The sequence below is a fragment of the Microbacterium flavum genome (genome assembly GCF_018717645.1).
GTDB lineage: Bacteria > Actinomycetota > Actinomycetes > Actinomycetales > Microbacteriaceae > Microbacterium > Microbacterium flavum.
On sequence record NZ_JAFLHG010000005.1, the window covers coordinates 46843 to 68480 of the forward strand.

Below are 21638 nucleotides of genomic sequence, written 5' to 3' on the forward strand. Positions count from 1 at the left end.
CACAAGTGGGACAAGCGGCGCCCCAAGTGGGACGAGGACGAGGAGGGAGGGTGGCTCAGAAGAAGCCCATCGCCCCTTCGGCGTACGACACGAGCAGGTTCTTGGTCTGCTGGTAGTGATCGAGCATCTTGAGGTGGTTCTCGCGACCGATGCCGGACTGCTTGTACCCGCCGAACGCCGCGTGCGCGGGGTACTGGTGGTACGTGTTCGTCCAGACGCGACCGGCCTCGATCGCCCGGCCGGCGCGGTACATCGTGTCGGCCGAACGGCTCCAGACGCCGGCACCCAGGCCGTACAGCGTGTCGTTGGCGGTGTGGATGGCTCCGTCGAAGTCGTCGAAGCTCGTCACCGAGACGACCGGGCCGAAGATCTCCTCCTGGAAGATGCGCATCGAGTTCTGCCCCTCGAACACCGTCGGCGCGACGTAGTAGCCGCCCGACAGCTCGCCGCCGAGGTCGACCCGCTCACCGCCGGCGAGGAGCTTCGCGCCCTCGGCCTTGCCGATCTCGATGTAGCTGAGGATCTTCTCGAGCTGGTCGTTGGATGCCTGTGCGCCGATCATCGTCGCCGGGTCGAGCGGGTTGCCCTGCACGATCTTGCCGACCCGCTCGAGGCCGTCGCCGAGGAACTGGTCGTAGATCGACCGCTGGATGAGCGCACGACTCGGGCAGGTGCAGACCTCGCCCTGGTTGAGGGCGAAGAACGAGAAGCCCTCGAGGGCCTTGTCGTAGTAGGCATCCTTCTGGCGCGCGACGTCCTCGAAGAAGATGTTCGCGGACTTCCCTCCGAGCTCCAGCGTCACCGGGATGAGGTTCTGCGACGCGTACTGCATGATGAGGCGGCCGGTCGTGGTCTCCCCCGTGAAGGCCACCTTGCGGATGCGCTTGTGCTGCGCGAGCGGCGCGCCCGCCTCGATGCCGAAGCCGTTGACGATGTTCACGACGCCCGCCGGCAGCAGGTCGCCGATGATGTCGAACAGGAACAGGATGGATGCCGGGGTCTGCTCCGCCGGCTTGAGGACGACGCAGTTGCCGGCGGCGAGCGCCGGGGCGAGCTTCCACGTGGCCATCAGGATGGGGAAGTTCCACGGGATGATCTGGCCGACGACGCCGAGCGGCTCGTGGAAGTGGTACGCGACGGTGTCTTCGTCGATCTGGCTGAGCGAGCCCTCCTGGGCGCGCAGGACTCCGGCGAAGTAGCGGAAGTGGTCGACGGCGAGCGGGATGTCGGCGGCGAGGGTCTCACGGACGGGCTTGCCGTTCTCCCACGTCTCGGCGACGGCGATCGCCTCGAGGTTCGCCTCGATGCGGTCGGCGATCTTGTTGAGGATGTTGGCGCGCTCGGCGGCCGTGGTCTTCTTCCACGACTCGAACGCCTTCCAGGCGACATCCACCGCCCGGTCGATGTCCTCGACGGTGCCGCGCCCGACCTCCGTGAACGGCTTGCCCGTGACGGGGGTGATGTTCTCGAAGTAGCCGCCCTTGATCGGCTCGACGAACTCGCCGCCGATGTAGTGACCGTAGCGGGGGCGGTAGTCGGCGACCGCGCCGCGCTGACCCGGCTGGGCGTAGACGCTCGAGACGCCTTCTTCGACGATGGTCATGTTGTCTCCTTCGACGCATGAACTCGCGGCGTCGGTGCCGCGTTTTCGGATGCGGCAGAACCTACGCCCCGCTACGTTGCATCTCGTTGCAGGGTCCTGCCTGCGAGAAGCCGCGGGGATGCCGGGTCAGAGCGCGGCGAGCCACCGGCGGGATGCCGCGGCGATGGCCTCGGCATCCGCGGCGTCGATCAGGTCGACGAGGCGGTGCTCGTTCTCGAGGTGCGCCGTGACGGCCGCGTCGATCAGCGTGCGGCCCTCGGGCGTCAGACGGACGATGCGGCGCCGGCGATCGGCGCCCGCCTCCTGGCGCTCGACGAGGCCGCGCTCCACGAGCCGGTCGACCCGTTTCGTGAGGCCGCCGGTGGTCACCATCGTGTGCGCGGCGAGCTCGCCGGCCGGGAGCTCGTAGGGTTCGCCCGCTCGGCGGAGGGAGGCGAGCAGGTCGAACTCGGCCTCACTGAGTCCGAACCGCGCGTACACGGTGACGAGTTCGTCGGTGAGGGCAGTGGCCAGGCGGTGCAGGCGTCCGATGACGCCCTGCGGGCTCGGGTCGAGGTCAGGGCGCTCGCGGCGCCACTCCTCCAGGATGCGGTCGACGTGATCCTTCACCCCCACGACAATACCTTCCGTGGAAGCTATAGTGTCTTCCGTGGAAGATAAACCGCTGCGCTGGGCGCTCACGACGGCGATCGCGCCGATCGCGTGGGGCAGCACCTACTACGTCACCCGCCACGTGCTTCCGGCGGATGCCGCGCTCTGGGGCGCCGTCATCCGGTGTCTGCCCGCGGGGCTCCTCGTGCTGGTGTTCACGCGGCGCCTGCCGAGCGGATCGTGGTGGTGGCGGTCGTTCGTCCTGGGCGCGCTCACCGTCGGCGGGCTCAATGTGCTGGTCTACGTCGCCGCGCAGCGCCTCGCGACGAGCCTCGCCGCGACGATCATGTCGACCTCGGCGGCCGCCCTCCTGCTGCTGAGCTGGGTGGTGCTGCGTCAGCGGCCGACCCTTCGCGCCGCCGGCGGTGCCGCCCTGGGGATCGTCGGGGTGATCCTCATGCTCCAGCCCGGGGCATCCGGCGCCCCGGATGCCGTCGGCGTCGCGGCATCCGTCGTCGCGATGCTGGCGTCGTCTCTCGGATTCGTGCTGACGCGCCGGTGGGGGTCCGGTGTCCCGCCGCTGACGATGACCGCGTGGCAGCTGATCGCCGGGTCGCTCCTCGTGCTGCCCCTCGCCGTGCTCGTCGAGGGCCGCCCGCCCGCGCTCGACCCGTCGGCGATCGCCGGATTCGCGTACGTCATCGTGATCGCCACCGCCGTCGCGTACGCCGTGTGGTTCAACGGCCTCGCACGGCTCCCCGGCGCCGTCGTCGGGATCGTGGGACTGCTGAACCCGGTGACGGGCGTGCTCCTCGGGGTGATCCTCGGTGGGGAGCGGCTGGATCCCGCGGCGCTGGTCGGTCTCGCCCTGGTGCTCCTGGGCGTGGTCGCCGGGGCTACACCCGCGCGTCGACGGCCGACACCAGCGACGTGAACCGGGGAAGCGTGGCGAGGTCGTCGAGGAGGACGACCTCGCCCTCGGGGCCCGCGAGCGGAATCTGCCAATTGGGGTACTCGGTATCGGTGCCAGGCTGGTTCTGCGTGCGGCGCTCGCCCACGGCGTCCACGAGCGCGACGCCGACCAGCTGCGAGGGGGATGCCGTGATCAGCACGCTGAGCGCCTCGATCACCTCCCGCTCGCTGGGCGCCTCGCCGATCAGGCCGCGGGAGCGCAGCAGCGTCAGCATCGCGGCGCGCTCGGCATCCGCGTCGGCGAGCTCCTCCTCGACGGGCCGGGTCAGCAGTCCGAGCCGCGCCCGCAAGGCGACGTGCTCGTCCGCGAGATACCCCGCCGTCGGAGGCAGATCGTGCGTGTTGACGGTCGCGAGCAGCGACCGGCGGTACTCCTCGGGCGGGCGGAAGCCATCGCCCTCGCGCTCGAACCACAGCACGCTCGTGCCGAGGATGCCGCGATCGGCGAGGTAGTCGCGCACCCAGGGCTCGACGTTGCCGAGATCCTCGCCGATGAGGACGGCGCTCGCGCGCTGCGCCTCGAGCATCAGCACCCCGATCATCGCCTCGTGGTCGTAGCGCACGTAGGTCCCGGCGGCGGGCGAGAGCCCCTCGGGGATCCACCACAGCCGGAAGAGCCCGATCACGTGGTCGATGCGCAGCGCGCCCGCGTGGCGGAGGAGGGTGCGGATCATGTCACGCAGCGGCGCGTAGCCGCTCTCGGCGAGCGCACCCGGGAGCCACGGCGGCTGGTTCCAGGTCTGCCCCTGCTGGTTGTACATGTCCGGCGGGGCACCCACCGCCATCCCCTGGGCGTACATCGGCCGGAGCGACCAGGCATCCGAGCCGAGCGGGTGGACGCCCACGGCCAGGTCGTGCATGACGCCGATGGCCATGCCGGATGCCTTCGCCGCCGCCTGGGCGCTCTCGACCTGCTGGTCGCAGATCCACTGCAGCCAGACATGGAAGCGGACCCGGCCCGCGAGGCGTTCGCGGAGGTCGGAGATCAGGGGCGAGGCGATGTCCCACGCCTCGTCCGGGCGCGCCGATCCCTCGTAGTGCTCCTCGAGGGCGCACCACAGCGCGAAGTCGTCGAGCGGCTGTCCTTCGCGCGCGGCGAACGCGTCCCGCTCGGCGACGCGCGCGGGCGACAGGGGCACGGCGAAGATCGCGTCCAGGGCGACCCGCTTGGCCGCCCACACGGCATCGCGGTCGATCCGTGCGGGGTCCAGGTCCATCGCGGCGACGGGCGTACGAGCCGCCTCGACGAGCGCCCGCTCGGTGGGGGTGAGGTACGCGACCTCGCGGATGTCCTCGGGACGCACGTACAGCGGCGCGAGGAACCGGCGCGACGCCGGCCGGTACGGCGAGGCCTCGATCGGACTCGTGATCTCCGCCGCGTGGATCGGGTTCACGAGCAGGAAGTCCGCGCCCTCCGCGCCCGCGATCGCCGCGAGGTCGGCGAGGTCGGCGAAGTCGCCCATGCCCCACGACGCGCGCGAGCGCACCGAGTAGAGCTGCGCCATGAGCCCCCAGCCGCGGTGGCGGCCGGGGCGGGTCGGCGGGTCGGGCATCCGCTCGGGGGTGATGACCAGGCCCGCCTGTGCGCTCTCGGTGGCATCCCCGCCGCCGAACGGCGTGAGGAACGCGTGCACCGTGTGCCACCCGACCGGCAGGGTCGTCGGAAGGGGCACCTCGACACGCCAGCGCGTCGCGCCGTCGACCTCCCGCGCGACGGGAGCCTGGTCGGGAACGGGCAGGTCGCGCCACGATCCGTCCTCCAGCGCGACGACGAGGCGGACGTCGTGCCCGTCCGGCACGTGGACGGGCAGGGCGCGCGCGCCGGGGCGTGACACGAATGAGGGGGGCAGCACGCGTCGCCACGGCGCATCCTCGACCTCGGCGAGGGTGGCGGAGATGTCGTCATCCGTCGCCGTCTCCACGTGCATCGCCTGCAGGACGGCGCGCAGCGTCGGGGCGGGGACATGGACCCGGTCGCCGAAGAACGACCAGTACTCCGTCGCGATCCCGTGGGCGGCGGCCAGCTGCACCAGCGCGGGTGAGGGCTCGACCGGCGCGCTGTCGGGCGTGGCGGTGTCGGGCGTGGGGCTGTCTGCGGTCATGGATGCCTCCGTCCCGCCCATCCTGCCAGTCGTCGCCGCCGTGCGGGAATGCGTGACGGACCGGCGACGGAACCGCTCAGACCTCGAGCTTCTCCAGCCGCGCGACGAGCCCGGCACGACGCGGGGAGCGCGCCGGCAGCATCTCGAGGGCGAGCCGCAGCACCTCCGCGTCGTCCTGTCCGTCGGCCGTGTCGACGTAGGTCAGGAGGACCTCGACGGATGCCTCGGTCAGCAGCGCCTCCCGCAGGGCGAGCCGGACGGTCTCGCGGAGCTCGTCGATGCCGGGCGCGGTCGAGTCGGGCAGCACGGGGCCGCGGTAGGCGGCGAGCGCGACGCGGTGCGCTCCGCGTCCCAGGAGCGAGAGCACCTGCTGCGCGTCGGTGTCGAGCTCGGCGGGGAGGCGGTACGGGCGGGACGAGGGCACGAGGTGCGGAGCGACGCGCTCCAGCGTCTTGCGCAGGCGCACCATCTCGGGCCGGAGCGTCCCGTCGGTGGCATCCGGCCCGTAGACGAGCTCCGTCAGCCGCTCGGCCGACAGGCCCTGCCGGTGCACGGCCAGCATGAGGAGGATCTCCGCGTGACGGCCGGAGAGCTCGGCGATCGTCTCCCCGCTGCCGCTCGAGACCTCGATGAGCGCCTTGTCGCGGCCGAGCACCCGCAGTGTCGCGATCTCCGGCGCGCGCGGAGCGCGGGCGGCGGAGCGCGACAGCCCGCGGGACGAGCTGCGGCGCACGGGGATCGGCGCCGACGCGGCGGCACGGGCGCGCAGCCGCGCGACGAGCAGCTCCCCCTCGACGGCGCGGGCGGTCGCGTCGACGAGCAGCTGGGCCTGCGGCGTCGCCGCGTCGCTGCCGCCGGTGACGTCGATGACGCCGAGGAGGCGTCGGGTCTCCGGATCGTGCACGGGCGCAGCCGTGCACGACCAGGGCTGGACGAGGCGGTTGAAGTGCTCGGCACCGTGGATCTGCACCGACCGGCCGAGGGCGAGGGCCGTGCCGGGGGCGGAGGTTCCGACGATCTCCTCCGACCAGTTCGCCCCCTCGACGAATCCCATCGCCCCGGTGAGGTCGCGGATGCCGTGGTCGCCCTCCACCCAGAGGAGCCGGCCCGCGGCATCCCCGACCGCCACGACGACGCCGGCGTCGGACTCGGGGAGCAGCAGGGCCCGGATCATGTCCATCGCTCCGGCGAGCGGGTGGGCGCTGCGATAGGCCTCGATCTCATCGTCGAGCAGATCGAGGGGCGGCAGCGCTTCGGCTCCGACGAGGTGCGCGAGCGAGCGTCGCCACGACTCCTGGACGAGCGAACGCACCTGGGTGAGCCGCGGGTCGGCGCCGTTCCCGCCGACGAGCTCCTCGTGCGCACGCTCGATGAGCAGACGCGACGTCTCGGGCGAGACCTCGCGACGCGACGACCATGACGAGGGCATGGCGACTCCGATCAGCGGCGAGGAAGTGCCGTCAGTCTAGATCGCGGCCGGAGTGTTGGCGAGCGCACGGATGCGCCTGGGCGCCCATGCGCGTCAGCGGGCGGCCCACCAGGCGCGCAGGCGCTGCTCGGCGGCATCCGGGCCGATGACACCCTCGTCGAGGCGCACGTCGAGGAGGAAGCGGTACGCCTCGCCGACCTCGCGGCCCGGCCCGATGCCGAGGACCTCCTGGATGCGGTTGCCGTCGAGCTCGGGGCGCATCGCGTCGAGCTCCTCCTGCGCGGCGAGCTCCGTGATGCGGCGCTCGATGTCGTCGTAGGCGCGGCGCAGACGCCCCGCCTTCCGCGCGTTGCGGGTCGTGACGTCGGCGCGGGTGAGGATGTGCAGGCGCTCGAGCTCGCTGCCGGCATCCCGCACGTACCGGCGCACGGCGGAGTCCGTCCACGCCCCCTCGGCGTACCCGAAGAACCGCAGGTGCTGCTCGATGAGCTGGACGACCGCGCCGATCGTCGCGGTGTCGAAGCGCAGCGCCTGCAGCCGTTTGCGCGCCATCCGCGCGCCCTTGAGGTCGTGGTGGTGGAAGCTCACACCACCGCCCGGTTCGAGCTTGCGGGTCGCGGGCTTCCCGATGTCGTGCAGGAGCGCGGCGAGGCGGAGGGTCACGTCGGGTGCGCCGCCCGGATGCCGCTCGTGCTCGAGGTCGATCGTCTGCTGCAGGACGGTGAGCGAGTGCTCGTACACGTCCTTGTGGTGATGGTGCTCGTCGATCTCGAGCCGCAGCGCGGGGACTTCGGGGAGGATCTCGCCCATGAGTCCGGTGTCGACGAGGATCCGGATGCCGGGGACCGGATCATCCGTCGCGAGGAGCTTCACGAGCTCGCCCTGCACCCGCTCGGGGCTCACGATCCGGATGCTGGCGCGCAGGCGGGTCATCGCCTCGAGCGTGTCCGGCGCCACCGTGAATCCGAGCTGAGCGGCGAACCGGGCGGCGCGGAGCATCCGCAGCGGGTCGTCGCCGAAGCTCACGTCGGGATCGCCAGGCGTGCGCAGGATGCCGGCGACGAGGTCCTCGACCCCGCCGGTGGGGTCGACGAGCGCCGGGACGGGCAGGCGCAGCGCCATGGCCCCGACCGTGAAATCGCGGCGCGAGAGGTCGGCGTCGAGGTCGTCGCCGAAGGCGACGGTCGGCTTGCGGGTCACGCCGTCGTAGCTGTCGGCCCGGTAGGTCGTGATCTCGACCTGCTCGGAGGTGCCCGGCTCTCCCGACACTCCCGGCCCGGCCATCTTCGCGCCGATCGTGCCGAACTCGCGACCGATGTCCCACGTCGCGGATGCCAGCGGCTTCACGATCCGGAGGATGTCGTCGGGCCGCGCATCCGTGGCGAGATCGAGGTCGTTCGTCCGCCGCCCGAGCAGCGCGTCGCGCACGGGACCGCCCACGATCGCGAGCTCGAACCCCGCCTGCGCGAATGCGGCCCCGAGCCGCGCCATGATCGGAGAGGTCGCGAGAGCACCCAGGCGATCGAGCCCCTCGGCCATAGTGAGCATGGGTTCGAGCCTACCGGGGCGGTGCGAGACGTCCCGGCCCGAGCGCCCGCGACCCGCGACCACCCTCCGATCAGTCGGCGAGGTGCAGGAACCCCGCGAAGACGAGCTCGCGCACGCGCGGGAGGATGTCGGCGCGCAGGGCCGCGGCATCCACCTCGAGTAGGTCGGCGATCGCCGCGATGAGGGGACCGAGCGGGAGGTCGCCGTCGCTGGCGCCGACGAGGGCGGCGAGCGCAGGGTCGACCTCGATCGTCCGGGCCAGGGCGCCGCCCTGACGGAGCTCGATCACCGAGGGGGCCTCGACGCCGGGCAGGTGGTGGCGCGCCTCGGTGACGTCTCCCGCGACGACGACGCGGGTCGCAGACAGGGCGTCATCGTCGAGGACGGCCAGCGCGTCGTGGGCGGTGAGCGCCTCCGCAAGGTGCGCGCCGAGCGAGCCGCCCGGGAGCGGATGCGCGATCCGTTCGAAGCGGCGCAGCGTGGGCGTTCCCGTCGCCGTCCGGCGCAGGAGCAGATACCCGAACCCGATGGCGGTCACGTCGCGCGCCGCGAAGTCGGCGAGCCAGGCCTCGACGAGCGTCGCGTAACCCGGGGTCCCGGGGGCGGTGCCGCCGTCGCGGACCCACAGCTCGGCGTAGGCGAGCGGATCGAGCTGCTCGCGCTCGATCACCCAGGCATCCAGGGGCTCGGATGAGGCATCCACCCACGCGCGGACGCGCTCGAGCCCGTCCTCGCCGCCGCGGTACTCCCAGTTGCCGAGCAGCTGCGCGACGCCGCCGGACGCCAGCACCCCGCCGACTCCCGACACGAACGCCGCGACGAGATCATCGCCCGCGAACCCGGCATCGCGATACTCGTACGCGGGCACCCCCGCCGCGCGGGGGGTGATGACGAACGGAGGGTTGGAGACGACGCGATCGAACTCCTCGCCCGCCACCGGCGCGAACAGGCTCCCGTGTCGCACCTCGACGGCGGCGGCGCCCTCGTTGAGCAGGACGTTCAGGCGCGTGAAGGCGAGAGCCCGCTCCGAGACGTCGGTCGCGACGACGTGTGCGGCGTACGCCCGGGCGCGGAGCGCCTGGATGCCGCATCCCGTCCCGAGGTCCAGCACCCGGGTCGCGGGCGTCGGCAGCTGCAGTCCCGCGAGGGTGAGTGATGCCCCGCCCACGCCGAGCACGTGCCCCGGGGGGAGCGGACCGCCGAGAGCCGCCTCGTCGAGATCGCTCGCGACCCACCATCCCCCGTCCGCCCCGCCGTCGGCGTAGTCCTGGGGGCGCAGCAGCACGCGGGGGACGACACGCGCCCCCTCGATCGCGGCGAGACCCAGCGCCGCGAGCCCGCGGGCACCGGCGTGCGGGAGGGCCGCGTCGACGGATGCCAGGGGCGTCGGAGCGCCCAGGAACAGCAGCCGAGCAAGCGTCGCGACGCGCACGGCCGCACCATCCGGGCGATCGTCGGCGGCGACAGCGCCCTCGCCCTCGATCCTGTCCAGCGCGCGGAGCGCGGGTCCGGTCAGCCCGTGTCCGATCGCCTCGTCGGCCAGCGGACCCCAGAGCGCGCGCACCGCGTCGGCGGTGTAGCCGGCCTGTGCGAGGTCGGTGCGCAGCAGCGCGACGAGTGCGGGGTCGGGGTCTTCTCGCAGGGCTGCGTCGGACTCCGATCCGGGGGTGGGGGCAGGGTTCGCGAGCTCAGTCACCGCGGCATCCATTCGTCGTCCGTTCGCGGCGCGGCGGCCGGTCACCGCTCGCGCACAGGGGCGTGACCCTAGAATCTCACCTGATCGTGCGGTCTGGGATCGCACAGGAGTCGAATCCCTCTATGACCAGCCCCTCCCGCCGCCCGTCGCGCCGCGCCACCCGCACCGGCCGCACTCACCGCGCCTTCACCGCGGTCCTCGCGACGCTGGGGGCGACCTCGATCGCTCTGGGCGCCCTCATCGGTTCGCTCGGCAGTGCTCCCGCAGCGTCGGCCGCGGCCGATCCCGCCGCGAGCGGCGACATCGTCTTCACACTCGCGCCCGCCGCCGGGGGGATCGTGACGAGCGGATCGGCGCTGGCCCTCACCGTGTCCGCCTACAACCCGACCCTCGCGGATCTGGGCGGCGGCAGCGTGCGCGTGACGACCTCCGCCACCCCCCTCGCCGATCGCACCGCCACGCGGGCGTGGCTGGCAGGGGAGGTCACCGACGACTCCCGCACGGAGACCACGCTCGCCGAGACCACTCTCCCCGCCGTGGCCGGCCGCGCCACGACCACCGCGACGATGTCGGTGGACTCGTCACCCCTCGCCGCGTGGCCCGCGGGCGTCTACCCGATCCGCGCCGACTACTCCTCCACCGCCGGCCCGACGACATCGCGGAGCGTCCTCGTGGTCCCCGCGGCCTCCGCCGGTGGCGGCGTGGCCGTCGTCGTCCCGGTGACGGCGCCCGCCCGCACGACGGGCCTCCTCACGGCCGACGAGCTGACGAAGCTCACCGCCACCGGCGGGGAGCTCCGCGACACGCTCGACGCGGTCGCCGGCACGAACGCCGCCCTCGCCGTCGACCCCGCGATCGTCGCGGCGATCCGGGTGCTCGGCTCCTCGGCTCCGGCGAGCGCGACGCAGTGGCTCGCGGACCTCATGTCCCTTCCGAACGCCCGATTCGCCCTGCAGTTCGGTGATGCGGATCTCGCCACCCAGATCGCCGCTGGTCTCAGCGCCCCCCTCGAGCCTCTGCCCCTGACCCCGTATCTCCAGACGCGCGACTTCCCGTCCGCCACGGGGACCCCCACCCCGACACCGACGACCGGCACCACCGATGCCCCCGGCGGCACAGATCCCGCCGACGCCCCGAACACGGACACGGACACGTCGACCGAGGCGGCGACACCAGCGCCGTCGCCCTCGCTCCCGACCACGCCGACGTTCCCCACGCTCGCCGAGCTCACCGACGTCGGATCCTCACTCGGGGCGGTCTTCTGGCCCGCATCCGGCAGCGCGGGCGATGCCACCGTCGCGGCCCTCGCGGCGGCATCCGGCCTCACGCTCCTCGACTCGCGCGCCGTGAGCGACGCGCGAGCGCCCTCCTCAGCCTCGGCGAACGGCGGGCGCCTTCTCGTCTACGACGCCGACACGTCCGCCGCCCTCGGCATCGCGGCATCCAGTGCGGGCGCCCCCGCGCGGGACGCGGCGCTGGCGGCGGCATCCGCCTACGGACAGTTCGCCTCGGCCGACGCCGGCGAGGCGCCCGTCCTCGTCGCCGTCGACCGGGCGAGCAGCTTCCCGTCCCTCCGTCCGGCCCTGCAGGCGGCCTCCGCGCTCGCGGGGCGCGCGGCCGTGGGCATCGGCGCACTCACCGCAGCGGAGCCCGCCGCGGTCACCCTGAATGCCGTGCCCGACGATGCGGAGCGGACCGCTCGCCTGCACGCGCTCCTGAGCGACGAGGGCGACCTGGAGAGCTTCTCGTCGATCCTGCAGGACCCGCTCGTGCTCACCTCGCCGGAGCGGGCGGCGGTCCTCCAGCTCACCGGCAACGGATGGCGGTCGGCGACCGAGGATGCCGCGCAGAAGGCCGTCGATGATCATCGTGCGCAGACACGCGACACGCTCGGCGCGGTCTCGATCACGCCGCCGAGCGACATCACCCTCGCCGCGACGAGCGCCCCACTGGCCTTCTCGGTGCGCAACGACCTGCGCTGGCCGGTGACCGTCATCCTGTACGCCACCCGCAACGACCCTCGACTGATCGTCCAGAACACGACGACCGTCGAGGCGGGACCCGCGCAGAACACGCGGGTGCAGGTGCCGGTGCAGGCGCGGGTGGGCAGCGGTGACTCGACGCTGGACCTGCAGCTGCGCAGCATCACGGGAGTCCCGATCGGCGACCAGGTGCCGGTCAACGTCGCCGTCCGCGCCGAGTGGGAGTCGGTCGGCCTCGTGGTCATGCTCACGATCGTCGCGCTGCTGCTGATCCTCGGCGTCGTGCGCACCGTCCGGAAGCTCCGCCGCCGAGGCGCCCCGGCGCAGATTCCCGACGACCTGGAGGATGCCGATGGCTAGCCTCGGGCGCGCGAGCGCCATCATCGGCGCGGGAACGATGTTCTCGCGGGTGACCGGTCTCATCCGGTCGATCGTCCTCGTCGCGGTCATCGGCTCCTACAGCAGCCGCGCGGCGGATGCCTTCACGGTAGCGGCGACCCTCCCGACGAACGTGTACGAGCTTCTCGCCGCGGGCGTCATCACGGGCATCATCGTGCCGCAGATCGTGAAGGCCGCCGCACACACCGACGGCGGCTCGCGCTATGTCTCCAAGCTCCTGACCCTGGGAACGGTCGTCCTCATCGCCGCGACGGCGGTGATGATGGCGCTTGCGCCGGTCCTGGTCTGGATCTACGCCCCGGATTGGGAACCCGAGCAGCGCGCGCTCTCGATCGCGTTCGCCTACTGGCTGCTGCCGCAGCTGCTGTTCTACGGGATCTTCGCGCTCCTGGGCGAGGTGCTCAACGCGCGCAAGGTGTTCGGCCCCTACAGCTGGGCGCCGACCGTCAACAACCTCATCTCCATCGTCGGTTTCGGAGCGTTCCTCGCCGTTTTCGGCGGGCCGTTCACGGAACTCTCCGACTGGGATGCGCCGAAGATCGCCCTCCTCGGCGGAACGGCGACCCTCGGGATCGCGATGCAGACGGTCGTCCTGCTGTTCTTCTGGAAGCGCACGAAGCTCCACGTGCGCCCCGACTTCCGCTGGCGGGGCATCGGCCTCCGGCACATCGGGACCCTCGCCTGGTGGACCTTCCTCGCGGTGGTCGTCGGCCAGCTCGCCGGCATCGTGCAGTCCCAGGTCGTGACGCGGGCCTCCGGCGAGGCGAGCGTCACGGTCATGGTCTACGCGTGGCTCATCTTCATGCTGCCGCACTCGATCGTCGCGATGTCGATCTCGACGACCTACTTCACCCGGCTCGCCGAGGATGTCGCGGCGGGACGGCTCGACCGGGTCGGTCCGAACCTCGACGAATCGATCCGGGCGATCGCGGTGTTCGGCTTCGGCTTCACCGCCGCGATCGCCGCGGCATCCGTCCCCATCACGCGCGTCTTCACCGCCAGTGCGGAGGGCGCGGTCGCGATGGCGTGGGTGCTGTGCGCGTACCTTCTGGCCCTCGTGCCCTTCGGGGTCCTCGTGGTCCTCCGCCGCGGGTTCTTCGCGTTCCAGGACACCCGCACGCCGTTCATCTTCTCGTTCGTGCAGGCCACCCTCGCGGCGCTCGGTGCGGTCATCGCCGTCGTCGCGGTGAACCTGGGCGCCCTCCCGCTCGGATTCCTCGCCGCAGCGGTCGCCCTTGCGCAGTCCCTGTCGACCTATGTGCAGCTGCCCCTCGCACTGCGGCTGCTGCGCCGCCACACCGACACGCGCGCGCTGCACGCCACCTGGCGCGCGCTCGGCCGCTTCGCACTCGCCGCGGTGCCCGCGTTCGCCGCCGGCTGGGGCGTCTTCCTCCTCCTCGGCGGCGTGGACGGGTGGACGACGAGCGACCGGTTCCTCGGCATCGCGGGCGGAGCCCTCGTCGGCGGGGCCTCGCTCCTCGTCTACGCGGGTGCGCTCGCTCTGCTGCGCGCCCCCGAGCTGTCGATCGCCACGGGCGTCGTCCGCCGGGTCCTCGGACGCTGACGCTGACGCGGACGCCGGGCTCGCCTCCCCCCGAGGGCGCCGACGCGCAGCGCTGCGAAGAGTGCAGCCGCGCCACCGCGGAGCATGAACGCGGAATGCCCCGCGGCTAGCATGGGTTCTACGCTTCAGGGCCCGGATTCGGGCCGTGGGGAAAGCCACGAGATCGCCTCAGAAAGGCAGCGCAGTGCGACAGGTCATCATCATCGGTTCGGGACCGGCGGGTTTCACCGCCGCGATCTATGCGGCGCGCGCCAACCTCTCCCCGCTCCTCGTGGCGAGCTCGGTCGAGACCGGCGGCGAGCTCATGAACACCACCGAGGTGGAGAACTTCCCCGGCTTCCCGGAGGGTGTCATGGGCCCCGAGCTCATGGCCAAGATGCAGGAGCAGGCGGAGAAGTTCGGCACCGAGGTGCTCTACCAGGACGTGACCGAGCTCGACCTCGACGGCGATGTCAAGCGGGTGATCCTCGGCAACGGCGATGTGCACGAAGCCGAGTCGATCATCTTCGCGACGGGGTCCGCCCCGCGCAAAATGGGCATCGAGGGTGAGCAGCGGCTGTCCGGCCACGGGGTCTCCTACTGCGCGACGTGCGACGGGTTCTTCTTCCGCCAGCAGGAGATCGCGGTGATCGGCGGCGGCGACTCCGCGATGGAGGAGGCGACGTTCCTCACGAAGTTCGCCTCGAAGGTCTACATCGTGCACCGTCGCGACGAGCTGCGCGCCTCCAAGATCATGCAGGACCGCGCCTTCGCGAACGAGAAGATCGAGTTCGTCTGGAACAGCGAGGTCGCCGACGTGCTCGGCGGTGACGCCGTCACCGGGCTCCTCCTCCGCGACACGGTCGACGGATCGACGCGCGAGCTCCCCGTCACCGGCGTGTTCGTCGCGATCGGCAACGACCCGCGCACGCACCTCGTGCACGACAAGCTGCGCCTCACCGAGCACGGCACCGTGTGGGTGGACGGCCGCTCGTCGCACACCTCGGTTCCGGGCGTCTTCGCGGCGGGGGACGTCGTCGACCACATCTACCGTCAGGCCGTCACGGCCGCCGGCTCCGGCACGACGGCGGCCCTCGATGTCGAGCACTACCTCGCGGCGCGCGGCGACGCCGGCCTCCCCGAGGTGCACGCCTCCGAGATCGACGGTCTCGCCGACGTCGCTGAGGACGCCGCGTAGGCGTCGGGAACAACCGAGACGCATCCGGCGTTCTCTGCAGAGACACGAACGTGTCGTACATCTAAGGAGTTGGACATGACCGCGAAGGCCACGAGCGAGAGCACCTGGCAGCAGGACGTCATCGACGCGGAAGGCCCCGTGCTGGTGGACTTCTGGGCCGAGTGGTGCGGCCCGTGTCGCATGGTCGGGCCGATCCTCGACGAGATCCAGTCGGAGAACGGCGACAAGCTCACCGTCCTCAAGCTGAACGTCGACGAGAACCCGAACCTCGCGATGGAGTATCAGATCACCTCGATCCCCGCGATGAAGGTGTTCAAGGGGGGCCAGGTCGAGACGACCATCATCGGCGCGAAGCCGAAGGTCGCTCTCGAGAAGGATCTCGCCGCCTACATCCGGTGAGGTTCGCCGTCGGCGTCGTCAGGATGCCTCGACGCGCACCGATGCGTCCCACGTGCGGTGTGGCTCGCTGCCCAGCAGCCGCCACACCGCGCGGGTAAGGGCCGGGTAGTCCAGCGAGATCTGTCGCAGCACGCGGTAGTTGCGGGCCGCCGTCGGGCGGTTCCCTCCGTCGGCGGCGATGTTCTCCGCGCGCAGCGTCAGGACGACCAGTTCGTCCACGGACGGCAGGTCCTCCATGAAGTCCCACGGGTCTTCGCCGACGCGGATGCGCTCCTCGATCAGCACCGACAGCTCGTCGGATGCCTCGGCGCGCAGCACCTCGAGACTCGCTCGGCGCGGGAGGGGTGGGCGATCGGACACCCCTCCAGCCTACGCGCCCGTCGTGTCGCCGTACCCGGTTTCGCCGATCTCGGCCAGGACCCGGTTGAGGTCCTGGATGGTCGCGAAATCGATGATGATCTGGCCTTTTCTCGATGAGAGAGCGATCCTCACCTTGGTGTTGAGTCGATCTCCGAGGCGTTCGGCGACGTCGTCCAGGTGAGCGCGTCGCGCGCCGGCCTTCGGCGCCGGAGTGCGGTGCAGAGCTGCCTCCGCCCCCTTCGCGGCGGCCTCGGCGGCACGCACGGAGAGGTCCTCGTTGACGATCTTGTCCGAGAGGCGCTGCATGGCGTCGACATCGTCGAGCGAGAGAATCGCGCGCGCGTGGCCGGCGCTGAGCACACCCGCGGCAACGCGCTGCTGCACCGGCACCGGGAGCTTCAACAGACGGATCGTGTTGCTGATCTGCGGACGCGAGCGGCCGATGCGCGTCGCGAGCTGTTCCTGCGTGATCCCGAAGTCCTCGAGGAGCTGCTGGTAGGCGGAGGCCTCTTCGAGCGGGTTGAGCTGCGACCGGTGCAGGTTCTCGAGGAGCGCGTCGCGGAGCAGATCCTCGTCCGCGGTCTCGCGGACGATCACGGGGATCGAGCTCAGGCCGGCCTCGCGCGCCGCACGGGTGCGTCGCTCACCCATGATGAGCTCGTACGCGCCCTCCTCGTTGCGGCGCACGACCACGGGCTGGAGCACGCCGAACTCGCGGACGCTGTGGACGAGTTCCGCCAGGTCGTCGGCGTCGAAGTTGGTGCGGGGCTGTCGAGGATTCGGGACGATCTCATTCGGGTCGATGGAGATGAGCCGTGCGCCCGGGACCGCGAGCAGGTCGGGCTGGTCGGACTCCGCCGCGGCATCCGCCGGCGACGAGACCTCATCCGTCCGAGTGGCTCCAACCGCGGTGCTCTCCGCGTCGGTGGCGTCCGACGGGGACACATCCGACGGCGAGTCGGCGCCGGAGCGCGAGGGGGCGAGGGATGCCCCGGGGAAGAACACATCGACGGGTCGTGCCTCGGTGCCCTCCGTCGTCGGAATGAGTGCGCCGATCCCCCGGCCCAATCCCGTGCGCTTCGCCATCAGTTGCCTTCCTCGTTGGTCTTCGCCCGCTGTCTGAGCACCAGCTCGACCGCGGCTTCGCGGTACGAGACGGCGCCGACGGACTGGGGATCGTACGCGATCACGGTCTGACCGAAGCTCGGAGCCTCGGAGACACGGACGGTTCGTGGGATCACCGTACGGAGCACCTCCTGTGGGAAGTGCGCGCGCACCTCCTCCGCCACCTGTTGCGCCAGGCGCGTCCGGCCGTCGTACATCGTCAGCAGGATTGTGGACAGGTGCAGGGCGGGATTCAGGTGCTTCTGGATCATCCGGATGCTGCCCAAGAGCTGGCTCAGCCCCTCCAACGCGTAGTACTCGCACTGGATCGGGATCATCAACTCATTGGCGGCTGTGAACGCGTTGATCGTCAGGAGGCCCAGGGACGGCGGGCAGTCGATGAGGACGAAGTCCAGGCGCTCCTCGGATGCCGCGAGGTAGTCCTCGAGGGCGGTGCGGAGGCGGTGTTCACGTGCGACCTGGGAGACGAGCTCGATCTCTGCACCCGCCAGATGGATGGTGCTCGGAGCGCACAGCAGGTTCGGGGATTCCGGGCTCGTCTGGATGATGTCCGCGAGGGGGAACTCGTCGATGAGGACGTCGTAGATGCTGGGGATATCGGCGGTATGGGGCACACCGAGCGCGGTGGAGGCGTTTCCTTGCGGGTCCAGGTCGATGACGAGAACGCGCGCGCCGAGTGTGGCAAGCGCCGCCGCCGTGTTGACGGTGGTGGTGGTCTTGCCGACGCCGCCCTTCTGGTTGGAGATCGTCAGAATTCGGGTATCCCCGTGGAATTCCAGCGACACCGCGTCCAATGCCCGGCGACGCGACGTGAGGTCGGCCAGCTCGCGAGCGATGGGACTGTCGTCGATGGAGAAGGGGGCGGGAGCGGTCGTTTTCTCCGATTCCTGCACCTCAGACTCCGATCGTTGGGGGACTGTTCCACTGTAGTCGAGCGATCAGACACTGGAGTCCGCCGTGTTTCACGTGAAACACGATGACTTTCTCCCCGCACGCATGCCTGGGAGCCGCGACGCCACCCGTCCACGCGGGACGGTGCCCCTCTTGCGGGAGATCCACCCCCGGTACACGTGTCCCGCCGGGCCCACTTCATCACAGAGATCGGCGGCAAAGTCACGCGCTCCGGACAGCCCGTCGAGGGAGACAGCCTGTGAATGCTGATGGTCTCTTCAGTTGCTGCCGGCAGATGCGCTCCTTTCCGCGACGTTTCACGTGAAACACACGCAGCGGGACGGGGCCGATGCTCCTTGATTTGATGACGCGCCTGAAATCGTGCCGCCGTGCGCAGCTGATGCCCCTTCTTGGAGATGTTTCACGTGAAACGTCGCCGACGACGGCGAAGAGCTCGGTTCTCCGGCGTACCAGCGAAGTTGTGGAGCGGCCCCGGCTTTCACTGTCGTGGCTGGGCCTCGTGTGGGCACCAGGACATGTTTCACGTGAAACGGCCCAGACCAGGGCCGCACGCGGGTCGGTCTCTCATCGACCAGTCCAATGGTGTGGATATCTGCACCGGATCTCACCGGTCGCGCTCCAGCTCAGCGGTACCTGGATGGATGTTTCACGTGAAACACACCTCGACGGCGAGACCGCTACTCGTCATCTCGTGGGAGCGACGCCCCCGGTCGACCTCCACGGCTTGACCCGCTCTCGCACTTGCTGTTTCGGACGGGGTCATCCTGGTCTAGAGGCACCTGACGGGCGAGTTCGATCCTCGCCACGCCGGGGTCGGGTGTCCGCGGCGCGTCTCGTCGGAGCAGAGGTGAGCTGTGCCGTCGACGATGTTTCACGTGAAACACTAAGCCCGTGACCGCGGCCCCGGCTGTTGTCCGTGTGTGGATGGTCCGCGAACCAATAGTTGCTGCGATGACCGGACGCCGTGCACCTTCGACGATTCCCGAGCCCCCTGACCCTGACGTCGCGGCCCGCCCGAGGAGTGCGAGCACTCGCGCCCGGCGGCAAACGTGCGTTGTCCTCCATGCACGGAGAGACAAGCACGCCGCCCCAACGTATGTTTCACGTGAAACCTACGCAGACGACCGCATGAGTCACCACGCACACACTCCGCACGAGCCGTGCGCAGCCACGGCGATCCCGCCCTGTACGTGCCTCGCTTCGCTCGGTATGCGCGCGGACAGTGCTACACCACAAGCATCAAATGCCTGATGGGGCGCTGTTTCATACGGATCGCTTCACAATCGTGTGGGCATGAGCGTCTCTAGCGACCCAGGGGAGACCCCCGCCGGCGCCGTCCCCTCGAGGGACGAGCCACCGCGCCCGACGCGACCCGCACCACCCTGCAGCACGCCACCGCAGAGAGGCCGGAGATGTCCTCATGTCATGCGTCACACGACGCCCGGCATCGGTCTCCGCGGATGAGGCCGATCAGCACGAGTGCGTCAGTTCTTCCGCCCCCGGATCACCCAGGTCGGGTCGGAGATGACGCCGTCACCAACGACCTCCACGCGCACGTCGCGCAATCCGTGCTTCCGAATGACCTTCTCCGCGGCACCGATCTCATTCTGCGCGTTCGCCCCCTTGAGGAGGATGAGCTCGCCCCCCGGGCGCAGCAGGGGCGCGGTGATCGGGATCAGCGTGCGCAAGGCGCTCACGGCCCGAGCCGTCACCGCATCGAGGGTGGGCCCGCGATCCCAGTCCTCCGCACGCGCACGAACGATCTCCACATTCTCCAGCCGGAGCGCATCCGCCTGCTCCTGCAACCAGGCGACCCTGCGCTCCATGGGTTCGATCAGCACCCACTGCACATCCGGGCGCGCGATTGCGAGCACGATCCCGGGCAGGCCGGCTCCGGACCCCACGTCCCCCACGACGGCGCTGGGGGGGAACAACGGAGCTGCGACAGCAGAGTTCAGGATGTGTCGCGTCCACAGACGGGCCGGTTCGAGCGGGCCGATCAGCCCCCGCTCCTCGCCATGAACGCCCAGCGCTTCCGCGAAGCCGCGCGCGCGATCGATCTGCGCACCGAAAAGGGGCGCCGCCTCAGCGGGTTCGGTCTCGACCATGGTGATGTTTCACGTGAAACGCGCGCGTCAGCCGCGGCGGATCACCGTGTGACGATCGGCGCCGTCACCGTAGGACTCCGACACGAGTCCGCGTTCGGCGACGATGTCGTGGATCAGCTTGCGTTCGTAGCTCGACATCGCCGGCAAGGACGCCTGAGACGCCCCCTCATCCAGCCGTGCGATCGCCCGGTCGACGAGCTTCGCGAGCTGGCGCTGCCGGGCGTCGCGGGAACCGCCGACATCGAGGATCAAGCGCGAGAAGCGACCGGTCTGCGTCTGCACGGCGATGCGGGTGAGCTCCTGGAGAGCCTGCACGGTGTCCGGGTCGGAGATGAGCGCGAGCGCGGCGTCATCCTCGTTCTCCACAGACACGTAGGCGCGGCCGCTACGGACGTCCAGCGCGAGGTCTCCGTCGATATCGGCGATGTCGAGCAGGCCTTCGAGATAGTCCGCGGCGATGTCGCCCTCCTGCTCCAGCTGCTCGGTGCTGGGCGCAACGCCGGTGGTCGTGTGGTCAGCGGTGTTCGTCATCATCGTCTCCGGGCTTCCTCAGGACTCGCCGTTCGGGCTTTTCTTCTGCGCCTGCTTCTTGGCGCGCTGCTTGTTGACCGGCTGCTGACGCTTCGGGGTCTCGGCCTTCGCCTTCTGAGCCTCCTCGAAGAGACGCTGCTGCTCGGCCTGGTACTTCTCCATCGGGATCACCTTGCCCGTGGCATCCAGCGCCTTGCCCTTGCGAGCGAGGCGCTCTTCGCGTGCCTTGGCCGCGTCCGACCCCGGTGTGGGCAGGTTCCGGATGACGAGGAACTGCTGCACCATCGTCCAGATGTTGGACGTGAACCAGTACAGGACGACGCCAAGGGGGAAGAAGACACCCGAGAAGATGAATGCCAGCGGCAGGATGTAGAGCATGATGCGCTGCATCTGGTACGCCTGGCCGGTCTTGGCCTCGGGGGAGAGGTTCTTCGAGATGCTCTGCAGCTGGGTGATGAACTGCGACGCGATCATGAGGACCACGAGGATCACGAGGATCGTGACCGTCGCCTCCCACCCGTCCGGCTTCGTGCTGACCGCCTCGGTGAGGCTCGTGTGCAGCGGCGCGACGCCGAAGAGCTTCGCCTCATAGAACTGGAACGTCAGCTCCTTGTTCAGCAGGCCCACGCCGCCCATGCCCCACTCGGCATGCTTCTTGACGTCGGAGAGCGTGTAGAACATGCCGAGAAGGATCGGCATCTGCACAAGGAGAGGGAGACAGCTCGAAACCGGGGTTGTCCCGTGCTTCTTATACAGCGCCATCGTCTCGCGACTCATCGCCTCGCGGGAGAGCTGATCCTTCTTCCCTCGATACTTCTCCTGGACTTTTCGCAGTTCAGGCGCGATTTCCATCATCTTGCGCTGGCTCTTGATCTGCCGCACGAAGAGGGGGATGAGAGCGGAGCGGACGACGATGACGAGGCCCATGATCGAGAGCACCCAGGTGAGGCCCGCATCGGCCGGAAGTCCCACCGCGGTGAAGATCCAGTGCCAGAAGACCAGGATCGCCTCGACGATCCACTTGAACGGCCACATGATCGCGCTGAAGAAGTCCAGGCTGGTGCCCGGCATCGGCGTCGTCGGCGTCGGCACCACCGGAGTCGGCGTGGCGGCGGCAGCACGGTACAGAAGATCCAGCAC

17 protein-coding genes are annotated in these 21638 nt (G+C 70.4%); 5 read left to right on the forward strand and 12 right to left on the reverse strand.

The genetic code is table 11. From position 1 onward, the window contains the following. Positions 1–55 precede the first annotated feature (55 nt). Together exaC and J0P97_RS06525 are read right to left on the reverse strand one after the other, a co-directional pair. On the reverse strand, positions 56–1603 hold the full coding sequence (gene exaC, locus J0P97_RS06520; RefSeq protein WP_215486974.1) for an acetaldehyde dehydrogenase ExaC: 1548 nt from the start codon (positions 1601–1603) through the stop codon (positions 56–58). 126 nt (positions 1604–1729) lie between these two features. Beyond that, positions 1730–2212, reverse strand: a complete 483-nt coding sequence (locus tag J0P97_RS06525; RefSeq protein WP_215486975.1) for a MarR family winged helix-turn-helix transcriptional regulator — start codon at positions 2210–2212, stop codon at positions 1730–1732. A 40-nt stretch (positions 2213–2252) separates the two neighbouring features. On the opposite strand from J0P97_RS06525, the gene J0P97_RS06530 reads away from it, so the two are divergent. After that, positions 2253–3128 carry a DMT family transporter gene (locus J0P97_RS06530; RefSeq protein ID WP_308163470.1) on the forward strand — a complete coding sequence of 292 codons (876 nt, stop codon included), beginning with the start codon at positions 2253–2255 and terminating at the stop codon, positions 3126–3128. Here the strand turns inward: J0P97_RS06530 and malQ are convergent. The 4 genes from malQ to J0P97_RS06550 form a co-directional block, all read right to left on the reverse strand. After that, the gene (gene malQ, locus J0P97_RS06535) at positions 3091–5268 is read right to left on the reverse strand and encodes a 4-alpha-glucanotransferase (protein ID WP_246539912.1); all 2178 of its coding nucleotides are present in this window, start codon (positions 5266–5268) and stop codon (positions 3091–3093) included. The two genes, J0P97_RS06530 and malQ, sit on opposite strands and share 38 nt — an antisense overlap. Before the next feature lie 76 nt (positions 5269–5344). Then, positions 5345–6697: a GAF domain-containing protein gene (locus J0P97_RS06540; RefSeq protein WP_215486977.1), complete on the reverse strand. Its 1353-nt coding sequence runs from the start codon at positions 6695–6697 to the stop codon at positions 5345–5347. 93 nt (positions 6698–6790) lie between these two features. Then, positions 6791–8245, reverse strand: coding sequence for a CCA tRNA nucleotidyltransferase (locus J0P97_RS06545; RefSeq protein ID WP_215486978.1), 1455 nt, complete (start codon positions 8243–8245; stop codon positions 6791–6793). 70 nt (positions 8246–8315) lie between these two features. Then, positions 8316–9887, reverse strand: coding sequence for a DUF7059 domain-containing protein (locus J0P97_RS06550; RefSeq protein WP_246539930.1), 1572 nt, complete (start codon positions 9885–9887; stop codon positions 8316–8318). A 176-nt stretch (positions 9888–10063) separates the two neighbouring features. On the opposite strand from J0P97_RS06550, the gene J0P97_RS06555 reads away from it, so the two are divergent. From J0P97_RS06555 to trxA, 4 genes are all read left to right on the forward strand, one after another. Then, positions 10064–12283, forward strand: a complete 2220-nt coding sequence (locus J0P97_RS06555; RefSeq protein ID WP_215486979.1) for a DUF6049 family protein — start codon at positions 10064–10066, stop codon at positions 12281–12283. Then, complete coding sequence (murJ, locus tag J0P97_RS06560) at positions 12276–13886, forward strand: murein biosynthesis integral membrane protein MurJ (protein WP_215486980.1); 1611 nt, start codon at positions 12276–12278, stop codon at positions 13884–13886. The genes J0P97_RS06555 and murJ overlap by 8 nt, the downstream gene beginning before the upstream one ends. Positions 13887–14070: 184 nt before the next feature. After that, complete coding sequence (gene trxB, locus J0P97_RS06565; RefSeq protein ID WP_215486981.1) at positions 14071–15063, forward strand: thioredoxin-disulfide reductase; 993 nt, start codon at positions 14071–14073, stop codon at positions 15061–15063. 75 nt (positions 15064–15138) lie between these two features. Further along, on the forward strand, positions 15139–15462 hold the full coding sequence (gene trxA, locus J0P97_RS06570; protein ID WP_215486982.1) for a thioredoxin: 324 nt from the start codon (positions 15139–15141) through the stop codon (positions 15460–15462). Positions 15463–15480: 18 nt separating this feature from the next. On the opposite strand, the gene J0P97_RS06575 is transcribed toward trxA, so the two are convergent. The 6 genes from J0P97_RS06575 to yidC form a co-directional block, all read right to left on the reverse strand. Continuing rightward, positions 15481–15822: a tryptophan synthase subunit alpha gene (locus J0P97_RS06575; RefSeq protein WP_215486983.1), complete on the reverse strand. Its 342-nt coding sequence runs from the start codon at positions 15820–15822 to the stop codon at positions 15481–15483. 9 nt (positions 15823–15831) lie between these two features. Then, the gene (locus J0P97_RS06580; RefSeq protein WP_215486984.1) at positions 15832–16908 is read right to left on the reverse strand and encodes a ParB/RepB/Spo0J family partition protein; all 1077 of its coding nucleotides are present in this window, start codon (positions 16906–16908) and stop codon (positions 15832–15834) included. Further along, the gene (locus tag J0P97_RS06585; RefSeq protein WP_215486985.1) at positions 16908–17840 is read right to left on the reverse strand and encodes a ParA family protein; all 933 of its coding nucleotides are present in this window, start codon (positions 17838–17840) and stop codon (positions 16908–16910) included. The genes J0P97_RS06580 and J0P97_RS06585 overlap by 1 nt, the downstream gene beginning before the upstream one ends. A gap of 1503 nt (positions 17841–19343) precedes the next feature. Beyond that, on the reverse strand, positions 19344–19967 hold the full coding sequence (rsmG, locus tag J0P97_RS06590; protein WP_215486986.1) for a 16S rRNA (guanine(527)-N(7))-methyltransferase RsmG: 624 nt from the start codon (positions 19965–19967) through the stop codon (positions 19344–19346). Positions 19968–19994: 27 nt separating this feature from the next. Beyond that, positions 19995–20498: a Jag family protein gene (locus tag J0P97_RS06595; protein WP_215486987.1), complete on the reverse strand. Its 504-nt coding sequence runs from the start codon at positions 20496–20498 to the stop codon at positions 19995–19997. Positions 20499–20516: 18 nt separating this feature from the next. Beyond that, on the reverse strand, positions 20517–21638 hold the full coding sequence (gene yidC, locus J0P97_RS06600; RefSeq protein ID WP_215486988.1) for a membrane protein insertase YidC: 1122 nt from the start codon (positions 21636–21638) through the stop codon (positions 20517–20519).